The organism is Paraburkholderia haematera (assembly GCF_905220975.1).
GTDB classification, from domain to species: Bacteria; Pseudomonadota; Gammaproteobacteria; order Burkholderiales; family Burkholderiaceae; genus Paraburkholderia; species Paraburkholderia haematera.
This window is the reverse complement of sequence record NZ_CAJNBK010000021.1, coordinates 83879-101975: the sequence shown is the minus strand read 5'-3', so window position 1 is coordinate 101975 and position 18097 is coordinate 83879. Positions and strand designations below refer to the sequence as shown.

13 protein-coding genes are annotated in these 18097 nt (G+C 62.4%); 1 reads left to right on the top strand and 12 read right to left on the bottom strand.

Annotated features, from left to right (window positions below; all coding sequences use genetic code 11):
• Nucleotides 1-3 precede the first annotated feature (3 nt).
• The gene (locus tag KHO23_RS27105; protein ID WP_211614819.1) at nucleotides 4-900 is read left to right on the top strand and encodes a patatin-like phospholipase family protein; all 897 of its coding nucleotides are present in this window, start codon (nucleotides 4-6) and stop codon (nucleotides 898-900) included.
• A gap of 187 nt (nucleotides 901-1087) precedes the next feature.
• On the opposite strand, the gene KHO23_RS27100 is transcribed toward KHO23_RS27105, so the two are convergent.
• From KHO23_RS27100 to tssA, 12 genes are all read right to left on the bottom strand, one after another.
• On the bottom strand, nucleotides 1088-1840 hold the full coding sequence (locus KHO23_RS27100; protein WP_211614817.1) for a PoNe immunity protein domain-containing protein: 753 nt from the start codon (nucleotides 1838-1840) through the stop codon (nucleotides 1088-1090).
• Nucleotides 1841-1853: 13 nt separating this feature from the next.
• Complete coding sequence (locus tag KHO23_RS27095; RefSeq protein ID WP_211614814.1) at nucleotides 1854-6533, bottom strand: RHS repeat-associated core domain-containing protein; 4680 nt, start codon at nucleotides 6531-6533, stop codon at nucleotides 1854-1856.
• 13 nt (nucleotides 6534-6546) lie between these two features.
• Complete coding sequence (locus tag KHO23_RS27090) at nucleotides 6547-7824, bottom strand: tetratricopeptide repeat protein (RefSeq protein ID WP_211614813.1); 1278 nt, start codon at nucleotides 7822-7824, stop codon at nucleotides 6547-6549.
• A gap of 17 nt (nucleotides 7825-7841) precedes the next feature.
• Nucleotides 7842-8465, bottom strand: a complete 624-nt coding sequence (locus KHO23_RS27085) for a hypothetical protein (protein ID WP_211614811.1) — start codon at nucleotides 8463-8465, stop codon at nucleotides 7842-7844.
• A 74-nt stretch (nucleotides 8466-8539) separates the two neighbouring features.
• The gene (locus tag KHO23_RS27080; RefSeq protein ID WP_211614809.1) at nucleotides 8540-10810 is read right to left on the bottom strand and encodes a type VI secretion system Vgr family protein; all 2271 of its coding nucleotides are present in this window, start codon (nucleotides 10808-10810) and stop codon (nucleotides 8540-8542) included.
• 26 nt (nucleotides 10811-10836) lie between these two features.
• Complete coding sequence (gene tssG / locus KHO23_RS27075) at nucleotides 10837-11907, bottom strand: type VI secretion system baseplate subunit TssG (protein WP_236067004.1); 1071 nt, start codon at nucleotides 11905-11907, stop codon at nucleotides 10837-10839.
• Nucleotides 11904-13769 (bottom strand): type VI secretion system baseplate subunit TssF, encoded by a 1866-nt coding sequence (tssF, locus tag KHO23_RS27070; RefSeq protein WP_211614805.1) that lies wholly within the window; start codon nucleotides 13767-13769, stop codon nucleotides 11904-11906. Before tssF ends, tssG begins: the two co-directional genes overlap by 4 nt.
• Nucleotides 13770-13772: 3 nt before the next feature.
• Nucleotides 13773-14324: a type VI secretion system baseplate subunit TssE gene (tssE, locus tag KHO23_RS27065; protein WP_236067003.1), complete on the bottom strand. Its 552-nt coding sequence runs from the start codon at nucleotides 14322-14324 to the stop codon at nucleotides 13773-13775.
• A gap of 16 nt (nucleotides 14325-14340) precedes the next feature.
• Entirely contained in the window at nucleotides 14341-14832 is a 492-nt protein-coding gene (locus KHO23_RS27060; protein WP_211614803.1) for an Hcp family type VI secretion system effector, read from the bottom strand.
• A gap of 31 nt (nucleotides 14833-14863) precedes the next feature.
• A complete protein-coding gene (gene tssC, locus KHO23_RS27055) occupies nucleotides 14864-16363 on the bottom strand; it encodes a type VI secretion system contractile sheath large subunit (RefSeq protein ID WP_211614801.1) in 1500 nt (499 codons plus the stop codon).
• Entirely contained in the window at nucleotides 16356-16916 is a 561-nt protein-coding gene (tssB, locus tag KHO23_RS27050; protein WP_211614798.1) for a type VI secretion system contractile sheath small subunit, read from the bottom strand. Before tssB ends, tssC begins: the two co-directional genes overlap by 8 nt.
• Nucleotides 16917-17006: 90 nt before the next feature.
• A complete protein-coding gene (gene tssA / locus KHO23_RS27045; RefSeq protein WP_211614795.1) occupies nucleotides 17007-18074 on the bottom strand; it encodes a type VI secretion system protein TssA in 1068 nt (355 codons plus the stop codon).
• Nucleotides 18075-18097 lie beyond the last annotated feature (23 nt).

Sequence of the window (18097 nt, the reverse complement as noted above, 5' to 3'; positions counted from 1 at the left end):
AGAATGCCTGATCGTGAGCGAGCGTTGGTCCTTGCTGGTGCCGGAGCGGCAGGCAATGCCTGGGAGATCGGCGTCATCGCCGGCCTGTTTGATGCCGGGTTGGATGTGACCGAGGCCGATCTGATCATCGGGACATCGGCCGGATCGACGGTCGCGGCCCAAATAACCAGCGGGACCCCACCGACCGAACTGCTTGCCAACATCCTTGCCGAGGCGCTCCAGCCACGGACGGGTCCGGTCGAAGCCGACCGTGGACGCGTTCCGAGGCCGGCGGCGGACCATATGGAGAGGACGAGCGAAATCATCGGTGCCGCTGAGGATGCGCCCGACATGCGCCGCAGAATGGGGGCGGCGGCGCTCGACATGGATGCGGCGTCGGACGGCTCTGTGCAAGCTCAGTGGCGCGCGGTCGTCGCCGCCCGGCTGCCCAGTCAGCACTGGCCACAACAGCCGATGCTCATCGTGGCTGTCGATGCCCATACCGGTGAACCGGTCGTGTTCGACCGCCACAGCGGCGTCGACCTGGTGGACGCCGTCGCCGCCAGCTGTGCCAATGGCTTCGGCGTCCCTCCCTACAGCATCGGCGACAACCGATACATCAATGGCGGCTACCGAAGAAACGAGAATGCCGATCTGGCGGTCGGATACGCGCGGGTGCTGGTGCTGTCACCATTCGGCGGCAGATCACGGCATCCGCTGCACTGGGGCATGCAGCTCTCGGCGCAGGTCGACGAGCTACGCGCACACGGCAGCAGAGTCGAGACGATCTTCCCGGACAGCGACTCCCGGGACATGTTCGGCGTCAATGCGATGGATCCGTCGACGCGTCCGCCCGCCGCTCGAGCCGGTTACAAGCAAGGCAGAGCCCTTGCCGGGCAGATTACCGAATTCTGGTGCTGACGTTTACGGAACCAGTTGAGCCGGTAGTCCGTCATGAACAATTCGTATTGCCGACCACTGGCGTTACGGCGATGAGACCGCAGCAATGCGGCGGTTAGGCAAGGCAGCCAGAATAACGATGCCAAGAAGCCGTAGCTTCCTCAGGATCATTCGCAGGGCGCCACCGGCTTAAGTTGCAAGGATGGCTTCAAGGGCCGCGCACGAGATCAGCGGGATAGTAGGGATTATCGCGAAAGCTGGCATCGTCGATGTCGAATAACTTCACCACCAGCGCCAATTCGAAACACCAGTAGCCAATGTAGCCGGTATCTTCGCCGCTGTGATTTTCGTGCCATGCCGCATGGGAGCAGCCATCGTACCAACCGTCAAGGAACGTCCTTGCGAAATTCGTCTGCTGCTCGCGAGAAGGCGCAGCCAGTGCTTGAAGCAAGGTCCCGTATTGCTTTGGAAACTTCAGGTTCGCGCCCACGGTCCGCTCTTCGCCCAGACGGACCGCTATGCGATCGAGAAGCGTATCTTGACCTGCATTGCCGATCAGTTCGAGCACTCGGAGGACATGCTCCCGGCCCATATCCAGGCAGACAGCAAGAGACAGCCACCAAAACCAGTCGATATAGCTATCGAAAGACAGCTGCTCGTATATTGTGCGTACAGATTGTTGCTCAGGTGGCAGAGCATCGCAATATTTTAGAACTTGCTCACTCATCGACAGTAACAAAGCCACGTCTCCACGCAAATCGGCCAAGGCGTCTCCACGCGAATATCTCATGATCACCCGGCGCAATACTCCGTCAAACTGATGATAAGCCGCAATCACTCTTCCCTCAGTCCGATCTATAGCGCCTGAATCGAGCCTGGCCTCAGTTTTCCTCATCTGTGTCTCGTCAAACCGGATCCAGTGATCAAAAAACTCTTTCGTCTTTCGTTGGTCGCGAAGCATAATCTACAAATCCTCATATAAAACCACGCGTCGTACCCGGTATCACATTTGCCTTGCTATCGAGAAGGGATTTCGTTATTCGACCTCGCGAATCGACATTAATTAGCCACTTCTGCACATTTCCACGCTCCATTTGCTCCCTGATGTTCGTGGCAACGGTTGTTCCCACAGCCTTATTCAACCGCTTATCCACCCACTTGTCATCCATCTGGTCCGTACCGTCGTCGAGGCCTTTACTCAGGTGCGCACCACCGTATTTTACTTCAGTAATAATGTAAGCTGGTTGACCATTCGGATCTGGATTTCTATAAACGCCGTCGATTCCTTGATCTCCAGGCACGTAGGGATCATCGGTTTTGCCAAGCGGTTCATAGTTTTTTTTCTTCATCTCCTCGTTGGCGACATACTCACCAAAAGCAGCATTCCTGTGGGTTTCTATACCTTGATTCACATTGTCAATTATCTGATTTAGTTTCTTTTTTTCTGTAGAAATTTTATTGAATTCCGGCCATTGATTTGTGTTATTGAACGGATCCACTCCTTCAGCAGAGCCCTGCTCCCGCCCGACTTCTTTATAAAATTCTGCCCTGAGTTCGGCCAACCTGCTATTCAATTTCGGAATTATCTCCGCCGCTTCTTCCGCCTTCTTTTTCAAATTGGTTTCCCATTCTGGCCTGAGGTCGTCATCACTCAAATCTGTGGACTTACTCTCATCCTGCTCAGACGGCTTGCCATCCTTTTCTGGCGTTGATTCCTTATCTGATTCCGCACAATCATCCGGGCATTCATTGCCATGAGTCGGGCATGTCAGCCCCAATACGTCCACGTAGACCAGCGGGTTCGCCCCATACGCATACAGGTTCATGCCACCCGATTGTCCTGCTGGATCCGACTGCTGGTACCGCCCGAGCGCCGGACGATATGATCTGAACCGGTTGTAATGCAGCCGTGTCTCGCCGTCGAAGTAGTGTCCAGGCCATCGAAGCGCGTAGTCAACGGTGTTTCCCGCCGCAACTCGAACCGTTCCATAGGGATCAATCTCCTCCGCCAGCCACACTTCCCGTCGCTCCGTGTCCTCGATCCATTCCGGTAAGCCAACCTGATTGCAAAACACGAAATACGCCTGACCCGATTCCGGCAGCGCATCCTGGCTTGCGTAATCAATGAACATGAATGGCAGATACGCGCTCTGGTTTGCATACACGTAGATCCGCAACTGCCCGCCAGGCCCCACTTCCGCCGCCAGCCGATCTCCGTCCCAATAGAACTCGGTGCGGGCCTCGCCCATCGTCTTGGCAATGCGCCGGCAGAGCCCGTCATACTCCGCTCCCCAGACCTCGTCCCGGTCACTCCATTCCACCTTCACCAGCAGGTCCTTGCTGTTGTAGTGCCAAGTCGTGCGCCGGCCATCCGCACCAATCTCCTCGGCGAGGTGATTGCGATCGTTGTAGTAAAACGCCCCATGCGATGCCGTCGCAAGCCGGTTGCCCTCGGTATAGCGCAACCACGAACACGTCGGCGCCGATAGCAGGTTACCGCCGCGATCGTATTCGTAGCGTCGAACAGGCCAACCATCGCGACTTTCGCCGACCAGACGATGGGCTTCGTCGTAGATATATTCCGTGGGGCCCGTTGCGCTATCGATTACGCGCCGCAATTCGCCCATTGCGCTGTACTGATACTCGACACAGTGGCTCTCTTTTGCGCGCCCTTCAGGCCACAGGAGCCGCCCGACGCATTGACCATGCGCATCGAACCGGCACCATACATTCGCGCCATTGCCCAGGCGCAGCAAAATCTGGCCATCGCAGGAGCGTTGGAGTCGATGGGTGCCCCCTACCGGCGTCTCGATGAATACTTCGCCGTTCACCCCGGGTTCGTAGCGCACCTCAAAGCGCCCGAGGTATGTCGTCCGCGATAACCGCCCGTCGCCATAGACGTGCTCGACGCCGCGCCCATCGCGCCGGTCCCCGGTACGGCGACCGTGCGCGTTGTAGGTGATCGTAATATCGAATCGATCCGTCGACGCCCCCGTAATATTCCCGCGACGGTCGTACGCGTAGGTATGCGTTTCGCCGCTCGCGAGGATGCGCTTGCTGTGCAGCCCATCGTCACCCACCTCGAAACGCAGCAGCGCGTTACCTGCGCCGTCACGCTTTTCGATCAGCCGGTCGCCCGCGTCGTATACGTAAGTCTCACGTACCACGCCGTGCCGCGTGACGCGGGTCATCCGGCTCTTGTAGTCATACGTGTAGGTGCTTTCATTGCCGTTCGCATCGATGATCGCGGTGATTTTCTGCTTGGGTGAATACCGGTACCGAACGGTGTTGCCCAGCGGATCGGTCTCGCTTTCACGCAGATTCCACGATGCGATGCCATTGCGGTACTCGCGTCCGTCCCTGTCGCGCAACTGCACAAGATTTCCTGCCGCATCGAGTCCCAAGCGTTCCGCTCGACCATATCCGTCAGTCCGGGTGACTACCCGTCCCGCCGCATCATACTGTTCGGTGGGCGCGAAAGAAGGCTGCTGGAATAACGATGCGGTGATTTTCGCTATTTCGGGGGGAAGCAAAACGGTATCGGCCAGATCCGTCCGCCTGGCCTCACCCCATTGCAAGGCCAGCGGCGTGTTGGGTACGGTGTGCGCAAGGGGATTAGGCAAGACCGGCGCCTCGTCTTTCGTCGGCCTGCGTTTGCCCCATCTGTCCAGACGTCCGGTGTTACGCCCGCTCGCACTGTAAAGCCAGCGTGTCACGCGCCCGCCCGAATCGAATTCGCTGTCAATGCGGCCGTCCTCGCCAAGCACGTACTCCGCCGCACCGTCGTATGGATCGATGACACGCGTGATCGTTCCGGCTTCGTTATAGAGGACGGTCCATTTTCCACCTTCGCTTTCGGTGACGATCGTCCGCCCCGCGTGGTACTGGAACTGCACGTGCCACAAGCCGTCTTGCCCCCTGCTTTCCACGCAGCGCCCTTCGGCATCGTAGCGATAGAAGAACGAATAGTCGTTCGCATCGGAGAGGCGCACCATGCGGCGCTGACCGTCGTAGGCGTAGCTCGCCATCGACTCAAGCGCATTGCGATGGGCGGTCAGGCAGCCGTTCGCGTCGTAGGCGTACCGGGCAATGCGGTTAATGCGGCCGTCGGCGTCCGTCAGCACAACCTGGAGGATCCGCCCGAACCCGTCATATCCGAATCCGATCACCCGCCGGATCTGACCTCGCTCGTCGGCTTGCGTAATCCTCCCGAGACGCCCGTCTTCGTTCCAGTACAGGACGCTGCGCGCCCCATCGCGAATATGACTCGCGCAGTGCGCGGACCGGTCCGCTGCCGAGGACCGTTCGAAGTCCAGGTCACCGTCCACCTCATGCCGGACGACGAAGCGCCTGCCGTCAAGCTGTTCGATCTCGAATCCCTGACAGCAGCCGCCATATGTCCCATCCGCCCGTCTGCTGAACGTGTATTCCGTGCCGCGCGGATCGATATAGATCGCACGCGTACGCAGCAGCCGCAATTCGTGCTGCCACGTATGCCGGAAGCCGTATCCCAGCACACCGTCCCCCGTGTGCCACCCGCTGCAGTAGTGACGCCCCCATTCGAACGGCACCACGTCGTCGGTCTCGTAGTCCGTGAAGTCGTTCTTGACCTCGCCGGTAACCGCGCTGACAGGTTCCCCAAAGAACTCACACGCCAACTCCTGCGCCCATTTCGGCAGCTTCGGCCGGACCTTCTTGCCAAGGCCATGCTTGATGCCATGCCACATCATCTGTGAATCGGGCAGCGGAAACCCACCGATCAGAACGGTCGGGTTGCCGTCCATCAGCATGCCCATGCTCGGTTCGATCCCCGGATCCTTGCCCATCAGATTGCCCAGCAGCATCATCGCGGCATCCGCGGCCGTCTGCGCGGCCATCATCGCGGCCGCCAGGACCTCGCCATGCGTCGCGTCGGCAGCAGCGCCCGCCGCGCCGGACGCCGGCCCGACTGCCATATTGCCAACCTTCCACGCCTTGCCCGCCCGCCCCATCCAGCGCGCCCGACTCGAGACCTCGGCGGCTTCGCTTGCGGCTTGCTCACCTTTCTCCGCGGCACCCTCCGCTTCTTCACTGGACTTCCCCGCATGCCCCATCGGATTGCAATGGCGCGTCATGTCGATCCCCATGCGCGCGGCACGCATCCCGCCGATAAACGTATTGCTCGAACCCGTTTGAATGTCGAAAAATGGCGTCAGCCCGCCGCACGTCGGCGCGATGCCGATGTCCGTCACGCGGGCCGCCGGCATGCCGCCGATCAGCACGCTCAGGCAGCCGCTGCCGATCGTCGCGCCGACGCTCGGCAATGGAAAGCCGTCGCTCGGCGGATGATCGTGCGCATGCGGCGTACCAAGATGTGCGGCGCTGATAACGGCAGCCGGCATCCCCGGCATCTTGTCGAGCAGCGGTATCTGCGCGATGCCGGTATTGAGCAACTGCGAAGGTGCGCCCTGCAGCGACGCCAGTGCATTCACGGCCTCGCTGAGGTGATGAAGCGTGCTCCCCTTCGATGAGAAGGTTTCCTTGAACGGGTCGCTAGTCGACTTGATCGTGTCAAGAAGTGCATCGCACGACGTGTCCACCTTGGATTCTGATCGCGTCTCGCCACGCGGTATCGAATCGGACGCACGAGTCAACCGGTCTCCCGAATCGCTCATCGCAGTGCCTCAGTCATATCCGGCTACCGTGTGTAGCGGACACCGCAGCCCCCCGCTGTCGAGCCGCGAAAAGCGGATCCTTTTCCAGCTCGTACGCCCTTGCCTCGGTTTTCAGGCCAGCCTTCGCATAGAGCGACACAAGCCGATCAAGAATGCTGCAGCGTTGCCGTTCGCAGCCAAACTGCTCGCACAATCCCTTCGCATCGATCCAGCTCTTCGCGGCTTCCGCCGCCTTGCCGCACGCCAGCAGTGCGACGCCGGCCTTCTCCATCGCTTCGATCTTCGTATGCACGAGCATCAACCTGCCGGCGGCGCCACTCGCCAGCTCGAAATAGACTGCCGCCTTCGCATGTTCGCCGAGTGTGTTGCAGCAATTGCCGATCGCCATCAGCGAATTGAGTACGACGAGCAGATTGCGGCCGCCGAGCGCCGCGGGCAGTGCCCGCACATACCACTCCTTCGCGTCGCCCTGCGATCCCTGGCGTAACGCAACGTCACCCAGGCCGTACAACGCCGTTGCGCAGCCCGTCGCATCCTGCCGTCCGGCGTGGAACGCATACAGCGCGTGATATTTGCGCTGCGCATCCGGCAGCCTGCCGTGCGCGAGGTCAATCGCCGCGATCTGCATCAACGCCCCCATACGCTGTGCGATCGGCTGCGCCTCATCGTTTGCGACGTCGACCAGGTCGCGGGTCGCTTTCCCGGACGAGAAGTCCACGAGAAGTATCAATACATGCTCCGCCTTTCTCTCCCGAGCAAGCGGAATCAGGCACCAATGATCCCGATCGTCGCGGATGCAGAAGCGGTGCCCTTCCATCCAGTCTTCGAAGCCGTTCAGTGCCAGCAATTGCAACACCATCTTCGCGAAACCGGCGACATCGCCGATCTGCGACGGCAACCATGCCCAAACGACTTTCGCGCCTTCCGGCACCAGCGTATGAACGTGCATGACGGCGTCGCGCAGCCGTTCCGCCGGCGCGCGCCTCGGATCGGCGCACGTCAGCGGCAATGGCGGCCAGCGCGATTCGCCGCGTTCGAGACGCGCCGGGTTCTCTTCGTCGATCTGATAGCCAAGCGCTTCCATGCACTTTTGCAGGTACGTGTCGACCGCGTCGCATGGGAACGGGAAGGTCAGGAAGATCGCATCGCCAACACGCTGATCAAGCAATTGCAGCATCTTTAGAACAGGCACGACGTCGTTGTCGGTCATTTCAAGCAGCAGCGTCGGATCGTCGGGCTGCTCGACAAATGCTTCGATTGACGATTCGATGGCGGCGAACTCACGATGCATGACGGCGCGCTTCCCTGTCAGTTCAACCGGACATACCGGCTTCGCACGACGGTGTCCGCTTCCGTCCGAACGTCGACGCCGCCGCGGCCTCCTTCGAGTTCGAGTGTCTGCGCGCTTAGCCGCAGCTTGCCGGCGACTTCGATATTCACGTTCCGGTTCAGCAACGTCACGACCGGCCCGTCTGGCGACGCACGTACCTGCAACAGCGGACAACCCGACGCATCCGACACCTGCACGCATTTGTCCGCTGCGAGCGCAAGTGCGACGGCAGGCTCGACGACCGGTTCGACCGGCTCGCCGCAGCCTGCACGCCTCAGCGAACCGGAGACCAGATACTCAGGCCAGTTCGCCGGTGACTGCAGCAACACGCGATCGCCGATGCCCGGCTTCACGCCATCCAGACATTCGAGCCAACGCTCGCACGTGTTGCCGTCCTGCATCGACCATTTCACGCGAATTCGCCCCATCGCATCGGGATGATGCGTATCGGTCACGTCTCCGATCAGCGTCGCCGATTCGGCACGTTCGACTGGAGGGGAAGCATTCGGCGGTGCGTCGTTTTCGAACAATCGGCGCAATGCCTTGACGGTATCCGCTTCAAGCACGTCGTCGATCGTCATCTGATCCGATTCGTTCTCCATCGAATGTCTCCCATGCTTCGAGTGAAACCATGGAATCGGCAAGCGGTCGTCGACCGCCGGCCGCTCCGTCAAAATCAATTGATATGGGCGATCGTCCCCTGGATTGTCACGCCCGAACCGTCGAGCGTGACAGAACCGCCTTTCGTCGAGAGGACGATCTTCGTCGCCGTGACGTTGACTTCGCAACCGTCCGTGCCGTTATCGATGTTGATCTTCGGCGCCTGCAGATTCGCCGTCGCCTTGCCTGCAAGCTTGAGATCGTTCTCGCCGTAGATCTTGACGCCTTGCGTATAGCCGGCGATTTCCACGCCCTTGTCGTATCCGGCGATACTGACGCCGCCGCCATAGCCTGCGAGACCGACACCGAGTTCGCCGCCCGTCCCGCCAATGGATACGCCAACGTTCTCCTTGTTGATCGCCATCCCGCTCTGCCCTGCGCCCATCTCGATGTGATCTCGCGCGACCATTGACGCGACCTTCGCAACTTCGATCGCATAATCGCCCGCCTTGACTTGTGCGGCATACGAGCCCGCTTCGACGACATGCGTGCTGTCTCCCTTCACGAATACGTCGTGCTTGCCGCTCACCACCGCCAGACTGTGATTCCCTTTTGCTACGGTATGCGTACTGTTGCCTTCTACGGACACGCTGCGACTCCCCCCCACCCCATGCGTCTCATTCCCCCCGACCTGCGCCACCCGATGCAGCCCGACGTTCACCGTCTCGTTCTGCCCGACGCTACGCTGACGATTGTTTTTCACGCTCAACGTCTCGTCGTTACCGACCGTATGCGCATGGTCGTGCCCGACTGACAACGTGTGATCCTGTTCAGTCTCTGCGTCGAAGTTGCGCTCCGCGTGCATCCACATCTGCTCCGCGCCCTTACGGTCCTCGAAGCGCATCGCATTCGCATGCTCGGTCGTGCCGCCCGGCGTCGAGCGCGACAGGATCCCGCTTTGCGTCGCGCTCGCCGGCAACCCCCACGGCGGCATCCGCTCGCCGTTGTACACGCGCCCGGTCACGATCGGATAGTCAGGATCGCCGTTCAGGAAATCCACAATGACCTCGTCTCCCACGCGCGGAATCTGGACGCCTCCAAACCCGCCGCCCGCCCACGGGTTCGACACCCGGATCCAGCACGACGAGTTCTGGTCGCGCTGCCCGTACCGGTCCCACTGGAACTGCAGCTTCACGCGCCCATACTGGTCGGTCCAGATCTCCTCTCCCGGCGGGCCGACCACGACTGCGGTCTGCGGGCCGCTGGTGCGAGGTCGGGGCGTGACGCGCTGCGAACGGTACGGCAGGCTGGTCGGCTGCGCGACGAGCTGCGTGTCGTGCATCACCTCGTCGTCAATACCGCTCGCGTACACGTTTTCCTGAAAACGGTAGCTGCATCGGACCACCAGATACTCGCGATTCTGATCGTCGCGCGGACAGTTCTTCAGCGTGAACAGATACCCCGGCGCGACACCGCGTACATTCGTATGCCCGGCCGCGCGTTCATGTTCGGACTGCAACTCCTCGAGCCTCACACGGTTGTACCGCTCCCCGTGCGCGTCGTCGCGATATCCGCCCGGCCATTCGTACACCGGCAAACTGTCGTGAGTGTGCCCGCGAGGATCGGCCCGGCGTACCGACAAATCGGCGCGCGGTTTCGTGAAATCGTAGTCGTCGGCCTCGTGCCGCCCCGCGTTGATTTCTTTTGCAGGTATCCAGGTGTCGATATGTTCTTCGTCAGCGATCGTTGCCCGGTCCTGACCGAGGTACGGGATGCTTGCGTATCCCGGCAACGGATGGTGCGACGACATGGCGTCGCACAGCACCAGCGTGTGCTTGCCGGGTGCGTGCTCGAAGTAATAGTAGATGCCTTCATTCTCGATCAGTCGCGAGACGAAATCCGCGTCGGTCTCGTTGTACTGGACGCAGTACTCCCGCGGCGCATAGCTGCCGGTCAGCCTGTTCTCGATCTGGAAGCCATAGGGCGCGAGCGTCTCCTGAACGATCTCCGGCACACTGCGCATCTGGTGGATCCTGCAATCCGTGCGGCGCGTCGCGAGCCACAGCCACGGCCGCACAACGAGTTCATACCGGTAGTGGCGCGCGGCATCGCGTCCGGCAAGCGACGCCCGCGCGATCACGCCGTTCAGGTAACGCGTCGCGCCGCCCTGCTCCTCGATATGCACGGTGACCGACTGGCCCAGTAGCGCTTGCAGCGACAGACTATGACTGTCGGCGAGCGCGTCGATACGAAACTCGAACATCCGGCCCAACTCCTCGTCGCCACTCAAGCTGCGGAACTTCAATTGGTCACCCAGCGGACTGTCCAACGTAAAGATGCGTGACACGAATGCCCCCTCCTGGTTCAGCTGGTTCAAGGCTGCGCGCCAGCCGCGCAATCCGCCGTATCGCGCGGCGCCCGCCGGATCGCGGCGTGATCGATGACGACATCGCTTGCCGGCGCGCCGCTGCACCGCGTGCCGAGCCATGTGCTACGGCCGAGCCCCTCCGCACGCCCAAGCGTCAGCGCAGGCACGTGATCGGGCGCAAGCTCCAGCTGCAGTTCCCATGCGAACTCGGCGCCAATGTATTCGCGCACCCAGTGCGCCAGGCGCGCCGCATTCGTGCCGCCGGGTAGGAACGTGCGATACGTAGGGAGCGGCATGGGCCCGACCACGATGCGAAAGCGCGACTGCGCATCGCGTACCGCGCGGCCGAGCACCGCACCATCGCCGAGGCGTTGCGTGGGAGCGGTCGCGTGGAGCGTTGTGCGCAGCGGTGCGCCGATCAGCGTCCAATGCACGATGTGTTCGACGATGCGCACCGGCACGCCAAACTCGCGCCGCAGAATCTGGACGAGACCTTCCGGATTGCGCGTCTGCCGCGCCCAGTGGCCTGCATGGAAATACTGCGCGTGCGCGGGGTCGCGGGTCTCAACGGGATCGACCGCGCGGCCGATCAGGCTCGCGACATACCGGTCGAAGCGCGATCGCCCCGGACGGTCATGGCCGACCACCGGCTGCGCGTCGGCCCACGCGCGATAGAACAGCAGGATCAGCCGGTGATGGAACCAGTCGGCGAAACCGGACATCGTGCGGTCGTCGAACGCATTCGCCCGTTCGTGGGCGTACTCAGTCAGATGATGCGGCAGAGGCCCATTCGGCCCGAACAGGCCGAAGCCGTGAATCGTCAGGCGCGGCACGGCGCCCGCGTCGCGCACGGCAGCGATCATCGACGCAGCGAACGCAAGCGACGGCTCCTGGCCAAGCCGCAACGGCTCGTCGCGCGGGTGGGTCGCCCGCCCGAGCGGCGCCGCATGCTGGGACAATGCGTCGAGCCAGCGCAGTGCGTTGAACAGATCGTGCTCCTCGGGCGCAGCGCGCAAACGCGCCCAATACGCGTCGTATCGTGTCGCGGCGCTCGCCAGTGGATCGCGGTGCGTCATATTGCCGGTCTCCGCCCGATACGCGCGGGCCATTGCGCGAGTTCGCCACGCTGAACGGAATGCAACGCGAACTCGGTGAACGCGTTGATCGACGCATGCCGGGCAAAAAACTGTTCGAGCACCGCGCCCAGAAGATAAGGGCTGTCGCCGGCGAATGCCTGCTCGTCGACGGTCAGCGTCACACGCACGCCACGGCCAAACACGATCGGGCCACACTCCGGCAGCCGGCGATAAACCGGTTCGCAAGCGAGCCGCTGCAATGCCCCGGTCTGCTTGCGCGTCGCCGCGTCCCCTTGTTGCGCATACAGCCCCAGCAATTCGCGCAGCGCGCGCGCACCGGCTTCATCGTCGATGCCGGTCAACGGCTGATAGTTCAATCCGAGGCCGCTGATGAGCCGCCACGCCGCCGCGTCCTGCGCGAGCGGTGGCCGCGGGCGCGACGGTCCGCGCAATACCTTGATGTGTTTGAGCGGTGCGGATATCTTCGGCGTGAAATCGCTCGCCGAGCCGCGTGGCAGCAGAAGTGGCAGATCCCGGTTCGTACAAAGGGTGTCGGCGGAAAGATGCCGCATGCGTTCGTCGAACGGTGCCTGTTGCCGGTCGACGAGCGAGACGAACACTTCCGTTCCGGGATAGCTGGTGCGTGCGCCGTTGGCGCGTATCTGAGCCGATGCCAGACGCCCTTCGCGCCGGACTGAGTAGTACGCACCTGACTCGCCACTGTCGCCGCCGTACGACGCGTAGAACGGACTGAAGTCGCAATCTCCTGCGTCGCCGATACGATGACCCGTGACGCGTGTCACTGCGTATACCTCGTGATCGAGCGGCCGCACGCGGTCGACGACCAGATGATATTCATGCGTGCGCGGCGTAACCGGAATGCGGTCGGTACGCTTCGGAAACAGATTGACCGCTGGTGTGCAGTTCAACGCCAGATGGCGCGTATCGACCTCGGATGCGAGCGCCGCGTCGTCCCGGTCGAGCAGCAGCGTCAACTCGAAAGCACTGCCGCCGCATTGCGCGAGTGCGCGCCGCAAGCCGCCTACGCTGAAAAACAGATAGCGTGCGGGGAACGCAAAGTATTCCTGGATGAGCCGGTAACCTTCGAACATCCGGCCGTCGTTCGGCAACATGGCTTGCGACGGATGGAATCCCTCGTGCGCAATCGCATTCGCGTCGAGGACGATGGCGTTGCGAGCCGCATCGCCCGGTGCGTGCAGGATAGCGCCGGCGACGTGAGCGGTGATCAGCTCGACAAGGCGCGCCGCCTGAGACTCCGGGCCCGACAGATAGAACGTCAACTGATCCAGCGGCAACTGGTTCGCCAGCGCACCGGCCGTCACGTCGATCCTGATGCGCAGCGCGGCGCGCGCACGGCGTCTGAGCGCACCGGGCGGCAGATCGACCGGAACCCCGGTCATCTGCACCTGGGAAATCGCGAGCGGCCACAACACGAGATCATGCGCGGTGCGGAATTCACACGGTGTCACTTCGCCGCTCGCGACCTTCGCCTGCAACGCGGTGCCGGCCGGCACCGCGAAGCCTCGTACGAGACTGCCTTCGTTCTGATCCGGCGTCATCTGCACGATCGCCATCGCCGGCATCGGCGCGAGCGCGTTCGGATAGACGACATCGAGCAGACGCTGCGAAAAGCGCGGAAATTCCGCATCCATCTTCATCTGCACGCGCGCAGTCAGAAAGCAGAATCCTTCGAGCAGCCGTTCGACATAGGGATCGGCGACGTCGATGCCATGCATGCCGAGGCGGCCGGCGATCTTCGGAAACTGCTGCGCGAATTCGCCACCCAGCTGCCGCAGATAGGTCAGTTCCCGGTTGTAGTAGTCAAGAAATCGCTCGTCCATGCGCTATACCCCCGTGCGTTCCCTGACTGACACGACGCCCGATTCGAGATCGAGATCGGACAGCAGCAAAATCTCGAGCGGATACGGCACCGACCACAGCCTCGCGCGGATCTCCAGGGTCAGCCGGTTCTGATGGTTCGCCCCGCGTGGATCCGTCACGCAATGCACGTCGATGCTTCCGGCGCACAATCGTGGCTCGAAGTACACGAGTGCATCGCGAATCCAGCGCTCGAGCGCGCCATGATCGATGCCCGACATCTGCACGCCGGCAAGCGGAGGAACGCCGTAATTGACAACCGAACGCAGCACTTCCGGATGGGCCGCCGGATCGATCACGTCCTGCATGTTCGCTGTATTGAACAGCCAGGACAGATCGCGCAGCACCGCGGCGCGCAGCTTGCGCTCATCGATCCAGTGCGCCGGCAAAGCTTCCGTGCGATCGCGGGGCGCCATGTCGGTAAGCCGGTCGAGCAGCGCGGGCTGCAACCGGTCACGCGCGCCATGGCGTCGCGAGCCGGACGGGTGGTCCATCGGTGGATCATCGGTTTCGAGCATCGTCGCCGCCTCCCGGCTACATCTCCTTGTTCTTCTTGATGTCCCACCCCATCGTCACCTCGGCCCCCTTGCCGCCGTTCGCGTTCTGTTCCCAGTACTGCTTCTTGACGCGCGCGGCCTGAAACGCATAGTTCATCAGCAGCCGGTCGGCCGGGTCGGCCGGATCGGTGCCGGCAACCTGTGCGGAGGTAACGAGCACTTCCTCGAGCGTCACCCGTGAGAACTCGATCTGCGTGCCGCCGGTCTTGCACGAGGAAATCTCGACCTTGTCGAGATGCTTGCCGCTCGCACAGCATTTGATGATCGCCGGCGCCGCCTTGTCCATGTACGCGACCACCTTCAAATCGTTGAAGCTGGCCTTGCCGGTGCCGCCGCCGCCGCCCACCGCCATCGCCGCGGGCTGGCTCGCGCCCCACGCGAACGACTGGATATCGCTCCATCCCTGATGCTGATCGTCGGCCGACTCGCCGGTCGTGCCATCTACCTTCATGAACATTGCCACTGCCATCACACCCTCCAATTGAAATAAGCGCCGCGCTTCAGCGATCCACCGCCTTGACCGACGGCAGCCGTGCAACAAGCCGTAACGACACCGTCAGCCCTTCGAGCTGATAGTGCGGGCGCAGGAAAAACTTCGCCGCGTAGTAACCGGGGTTGTCCGCGACGTCCTCGACGACGACCTGGGCGGCCGCGAGCGGCTTGCTCGCCTTGGTCTGCTGCGATGAATGCACGGGGTCGCCGTCGACGTAGTTCATGATCCAGTCGTTCATCCATCGCTCCATGTCGCTGCGCTCATGAAACGAGCCGATCTTGTCGCGCACGATGCACTTCAGGTAGTGCGCGAAGCGGCAGCACGCGAACAGATACGGCAGCCGACCAGACAGGCGCGCGTTGGCCGACGCATCGGGATCGTGATATTCGGCGCTGTTCAGGAGCGACTGCGCGCCGATGAATGCGGCAACATCGGAGTTCTTGCGATGCACGAGCGGCATCAGTCCGTTTTTTGCGAGTTCTGCTTCGCGCCGGTCGCTGATCGCGATCTCGGTCGGGCATTTCATATCGATGCCGCCGTCGTCGGTCGGAAACGTGTGGCACGGCAGATTCTCGACCACGCCTCCTGACTCGACACCGCGAATCGACGAACACCAGCCGTAGAGCTTGAACGAACGGTTGATATTCGCGGCCATCGCGTAGGCGGCATTGGCCCACGTATAGCGGTCGTGGCGCGCGCCGTCGATTTCCTCCTCGAAGTCGAATTCGTCGATGGGGTCGGTGCGCGCGCCATAGGGCAGCCGGGCAAGAAAGCGCGGCATCGCGAGGCCGAGATAGCGCGCATCCTCCGACTCGCGCAAGCTGCGCCACGCGGCGTACTCGGTGTTCTGGAAAATCTTCGTCAGATCGCGCGGATCCGATAGCTGCTGCCACGACTCCATTTGCATCAGCGCGGGAGACGCTCCGCCAATGAAAGGCACATGCGCCGCCGCGGAGATTTTCGCGAGTTCGCCGAGCATCTCGACATCTGGTGCGGAATGGTCGAAATGGTAGTCGCCGATCAGGCAGCCGAACGGTTCGCCGCCCAGTTGTCCGTACTCGTTTTCATAGACCTTCTTGAACAGCGGACTCTGGTCCCATGCGACGCCCTTGTGGCGCTTGAACATGCGTGCGAGCTCCCGTTTGCTTGTCGGCAGCACACGAATTTTCAGCAACTCGTCGGTCTCGGTGTGATTCACAAGATAATGCAGGCCACGCCAGGCGCCCTCAAGCTGCTGAAATTCCGGGTGGTGCAGGATCTGATTGATCTGCTCACCCAGCTTCCCGTCGATTTCGCCTATCAACTGCGCAATCGCGTCATAGGCATCGGACGACAGCGTGACTGTGTTCTCGAGGGCCTGATGGGCGAGCGTGCGCACCGCGCGTTGCACCGCGTCGCGCGCCTGCTCGGTCGTCGGTTTGACTTCCGCGTCGAGCAGCGCGGCAAACCGCTCGTCCGTCAGCGTCGCGTCGACCACTTGCGTCAGTGTCTGCACACTCCTATTCATGATCTTCTCCTTCGAGACGCGGGGCATCGCCGGCCTGCGCCGTCGCGCCGCGCGCTCCCGTTCCGGCAAGCGCCGCCAGCAGGGCAGGATTGGCAAGCGCCCGCGCGATCAGTTGCTCCGCGCCGCGCTTGCCGTCGATATACGTCAGCAGGTTCGCGAGTTCGGTGCGTGCCTCGAGCAGCAGCCGCAGCGGTTCGACGTGACGCGCGAGCGCCGCGGGACCGAAGTCGTCCATGCGTTGAAACGCGACGTCGACCTTCAGCTTGCCTTCGCCGGTCAACGTGTTGTCCACCTCGAGCGACAGCGCCGGCGCGAGCGCCTTCATGCGCTCGTCGAAGCTGTCGATGTCGATCTCCATGAACTTGCGCTCAACGAGATCGGGCAGCGGCGTGGCCCGATGTCCGACCAGATCGGCCAGCACGCCCATCACGAACGGCAGTTGCACCTTCTGCTGCGCACCGTACAGTTCGACGTCGTATTCGATCTGGACCCGAGGCGCGCGATTGCGCGCAATCTGTTTCTGTCCGCTGGATGAAAGTTTCTGACGTGGCATTCGCTCATACTCCCCGCGCACCCGATGTGCGCTGATCCTGGTTCAACGGTAAGAGGCATGCGGCCATCCGCCGGCGTCGCACGCCCCGCTCTACGCATCCGTGCGCCGTCCGCTCAGCAACTCGACCTGTTGCAAACTTTCCGGCGCAATGTCCCTGACGATCTCGTAGAAATCGAGCGTCAGCAGACGCTGCACACGGCGCAGCAGCAGCGGCGCCGGATGGCTCCGTTCGTGGTCCTCGAAATAGCGGCACATCTTGTCGAGCACGAGCGCGACGTCGGCCAGGTTCGTGAACTCGACCTCACGCCATGGATGTGGCTGCGGCACGGCGGATACGCCATTGCCGCGGTTGCTACCCTTGCCGTCATCGATGCGGTGAGCCTGGCCGGCATCGGCACCGCCCTGCGCGGACGCGTCACGGTGTGCAGTACCCGCGTCGTGCGCGCCCGCTGCCTGCGGCTCGCCCACCTCGCGGCATATGCGCCGCAGCGCCAATTCGCAACGGCTCGGCTCGGGCATCCATTGCGCGCCGAGAAGGGCCGTCACCATGGCGCGAATCCCATCGAGACCGTCGAGCACGGCGTGTGCGGCAAGCCACTCGCGCCCGCCTTCGTCCCGCAATCGTTCCAGTTCGCGCTTCAGGCGCTCGGGACCGCCCGGATAATGGGCCACATCGAGCGCGCGGCCGTCGAGCACGTCGGCAGCCTCGCGCACACTGAGCGCGCCGGCGAGCGGCTGCTCGCGCGCTGACCCGGCGCACGCATGCGCACCGACGAGTTCGGCGAGCGCGTTCATCCGCGGCGCCGGGTCGGCCTCGCCGTCGACGGACAGCACCGGATGCAGGTCGTCCCAGTAATCGTCGAGCCATGTCCGCACGAGCATCAGCCCGTCCGCATAACCTTCCAGACCACGAGAGTCGATCCACGCGCGCACCAGCGGCGGCACGATGCGCAGATCCCGCGTGCGCGCGAGCAGCGACTGCGCGAGGCGTTCGATTTCGGTCCAGTCCGGCGCCTCGGCTGCGATGACCGTCGCGCCGTACTGCTGCTCGGGCCGACCCGCCGCGCACTGTTGCAGCCGCAGAAAATCGGCGTCGTACTCGAGATCGGGCCCGCATCGTGAGTTCGTATCGACGGGGGTGAGAAAGCGTTCAATCATGTCGATGATTTCCTGTGCAAGCC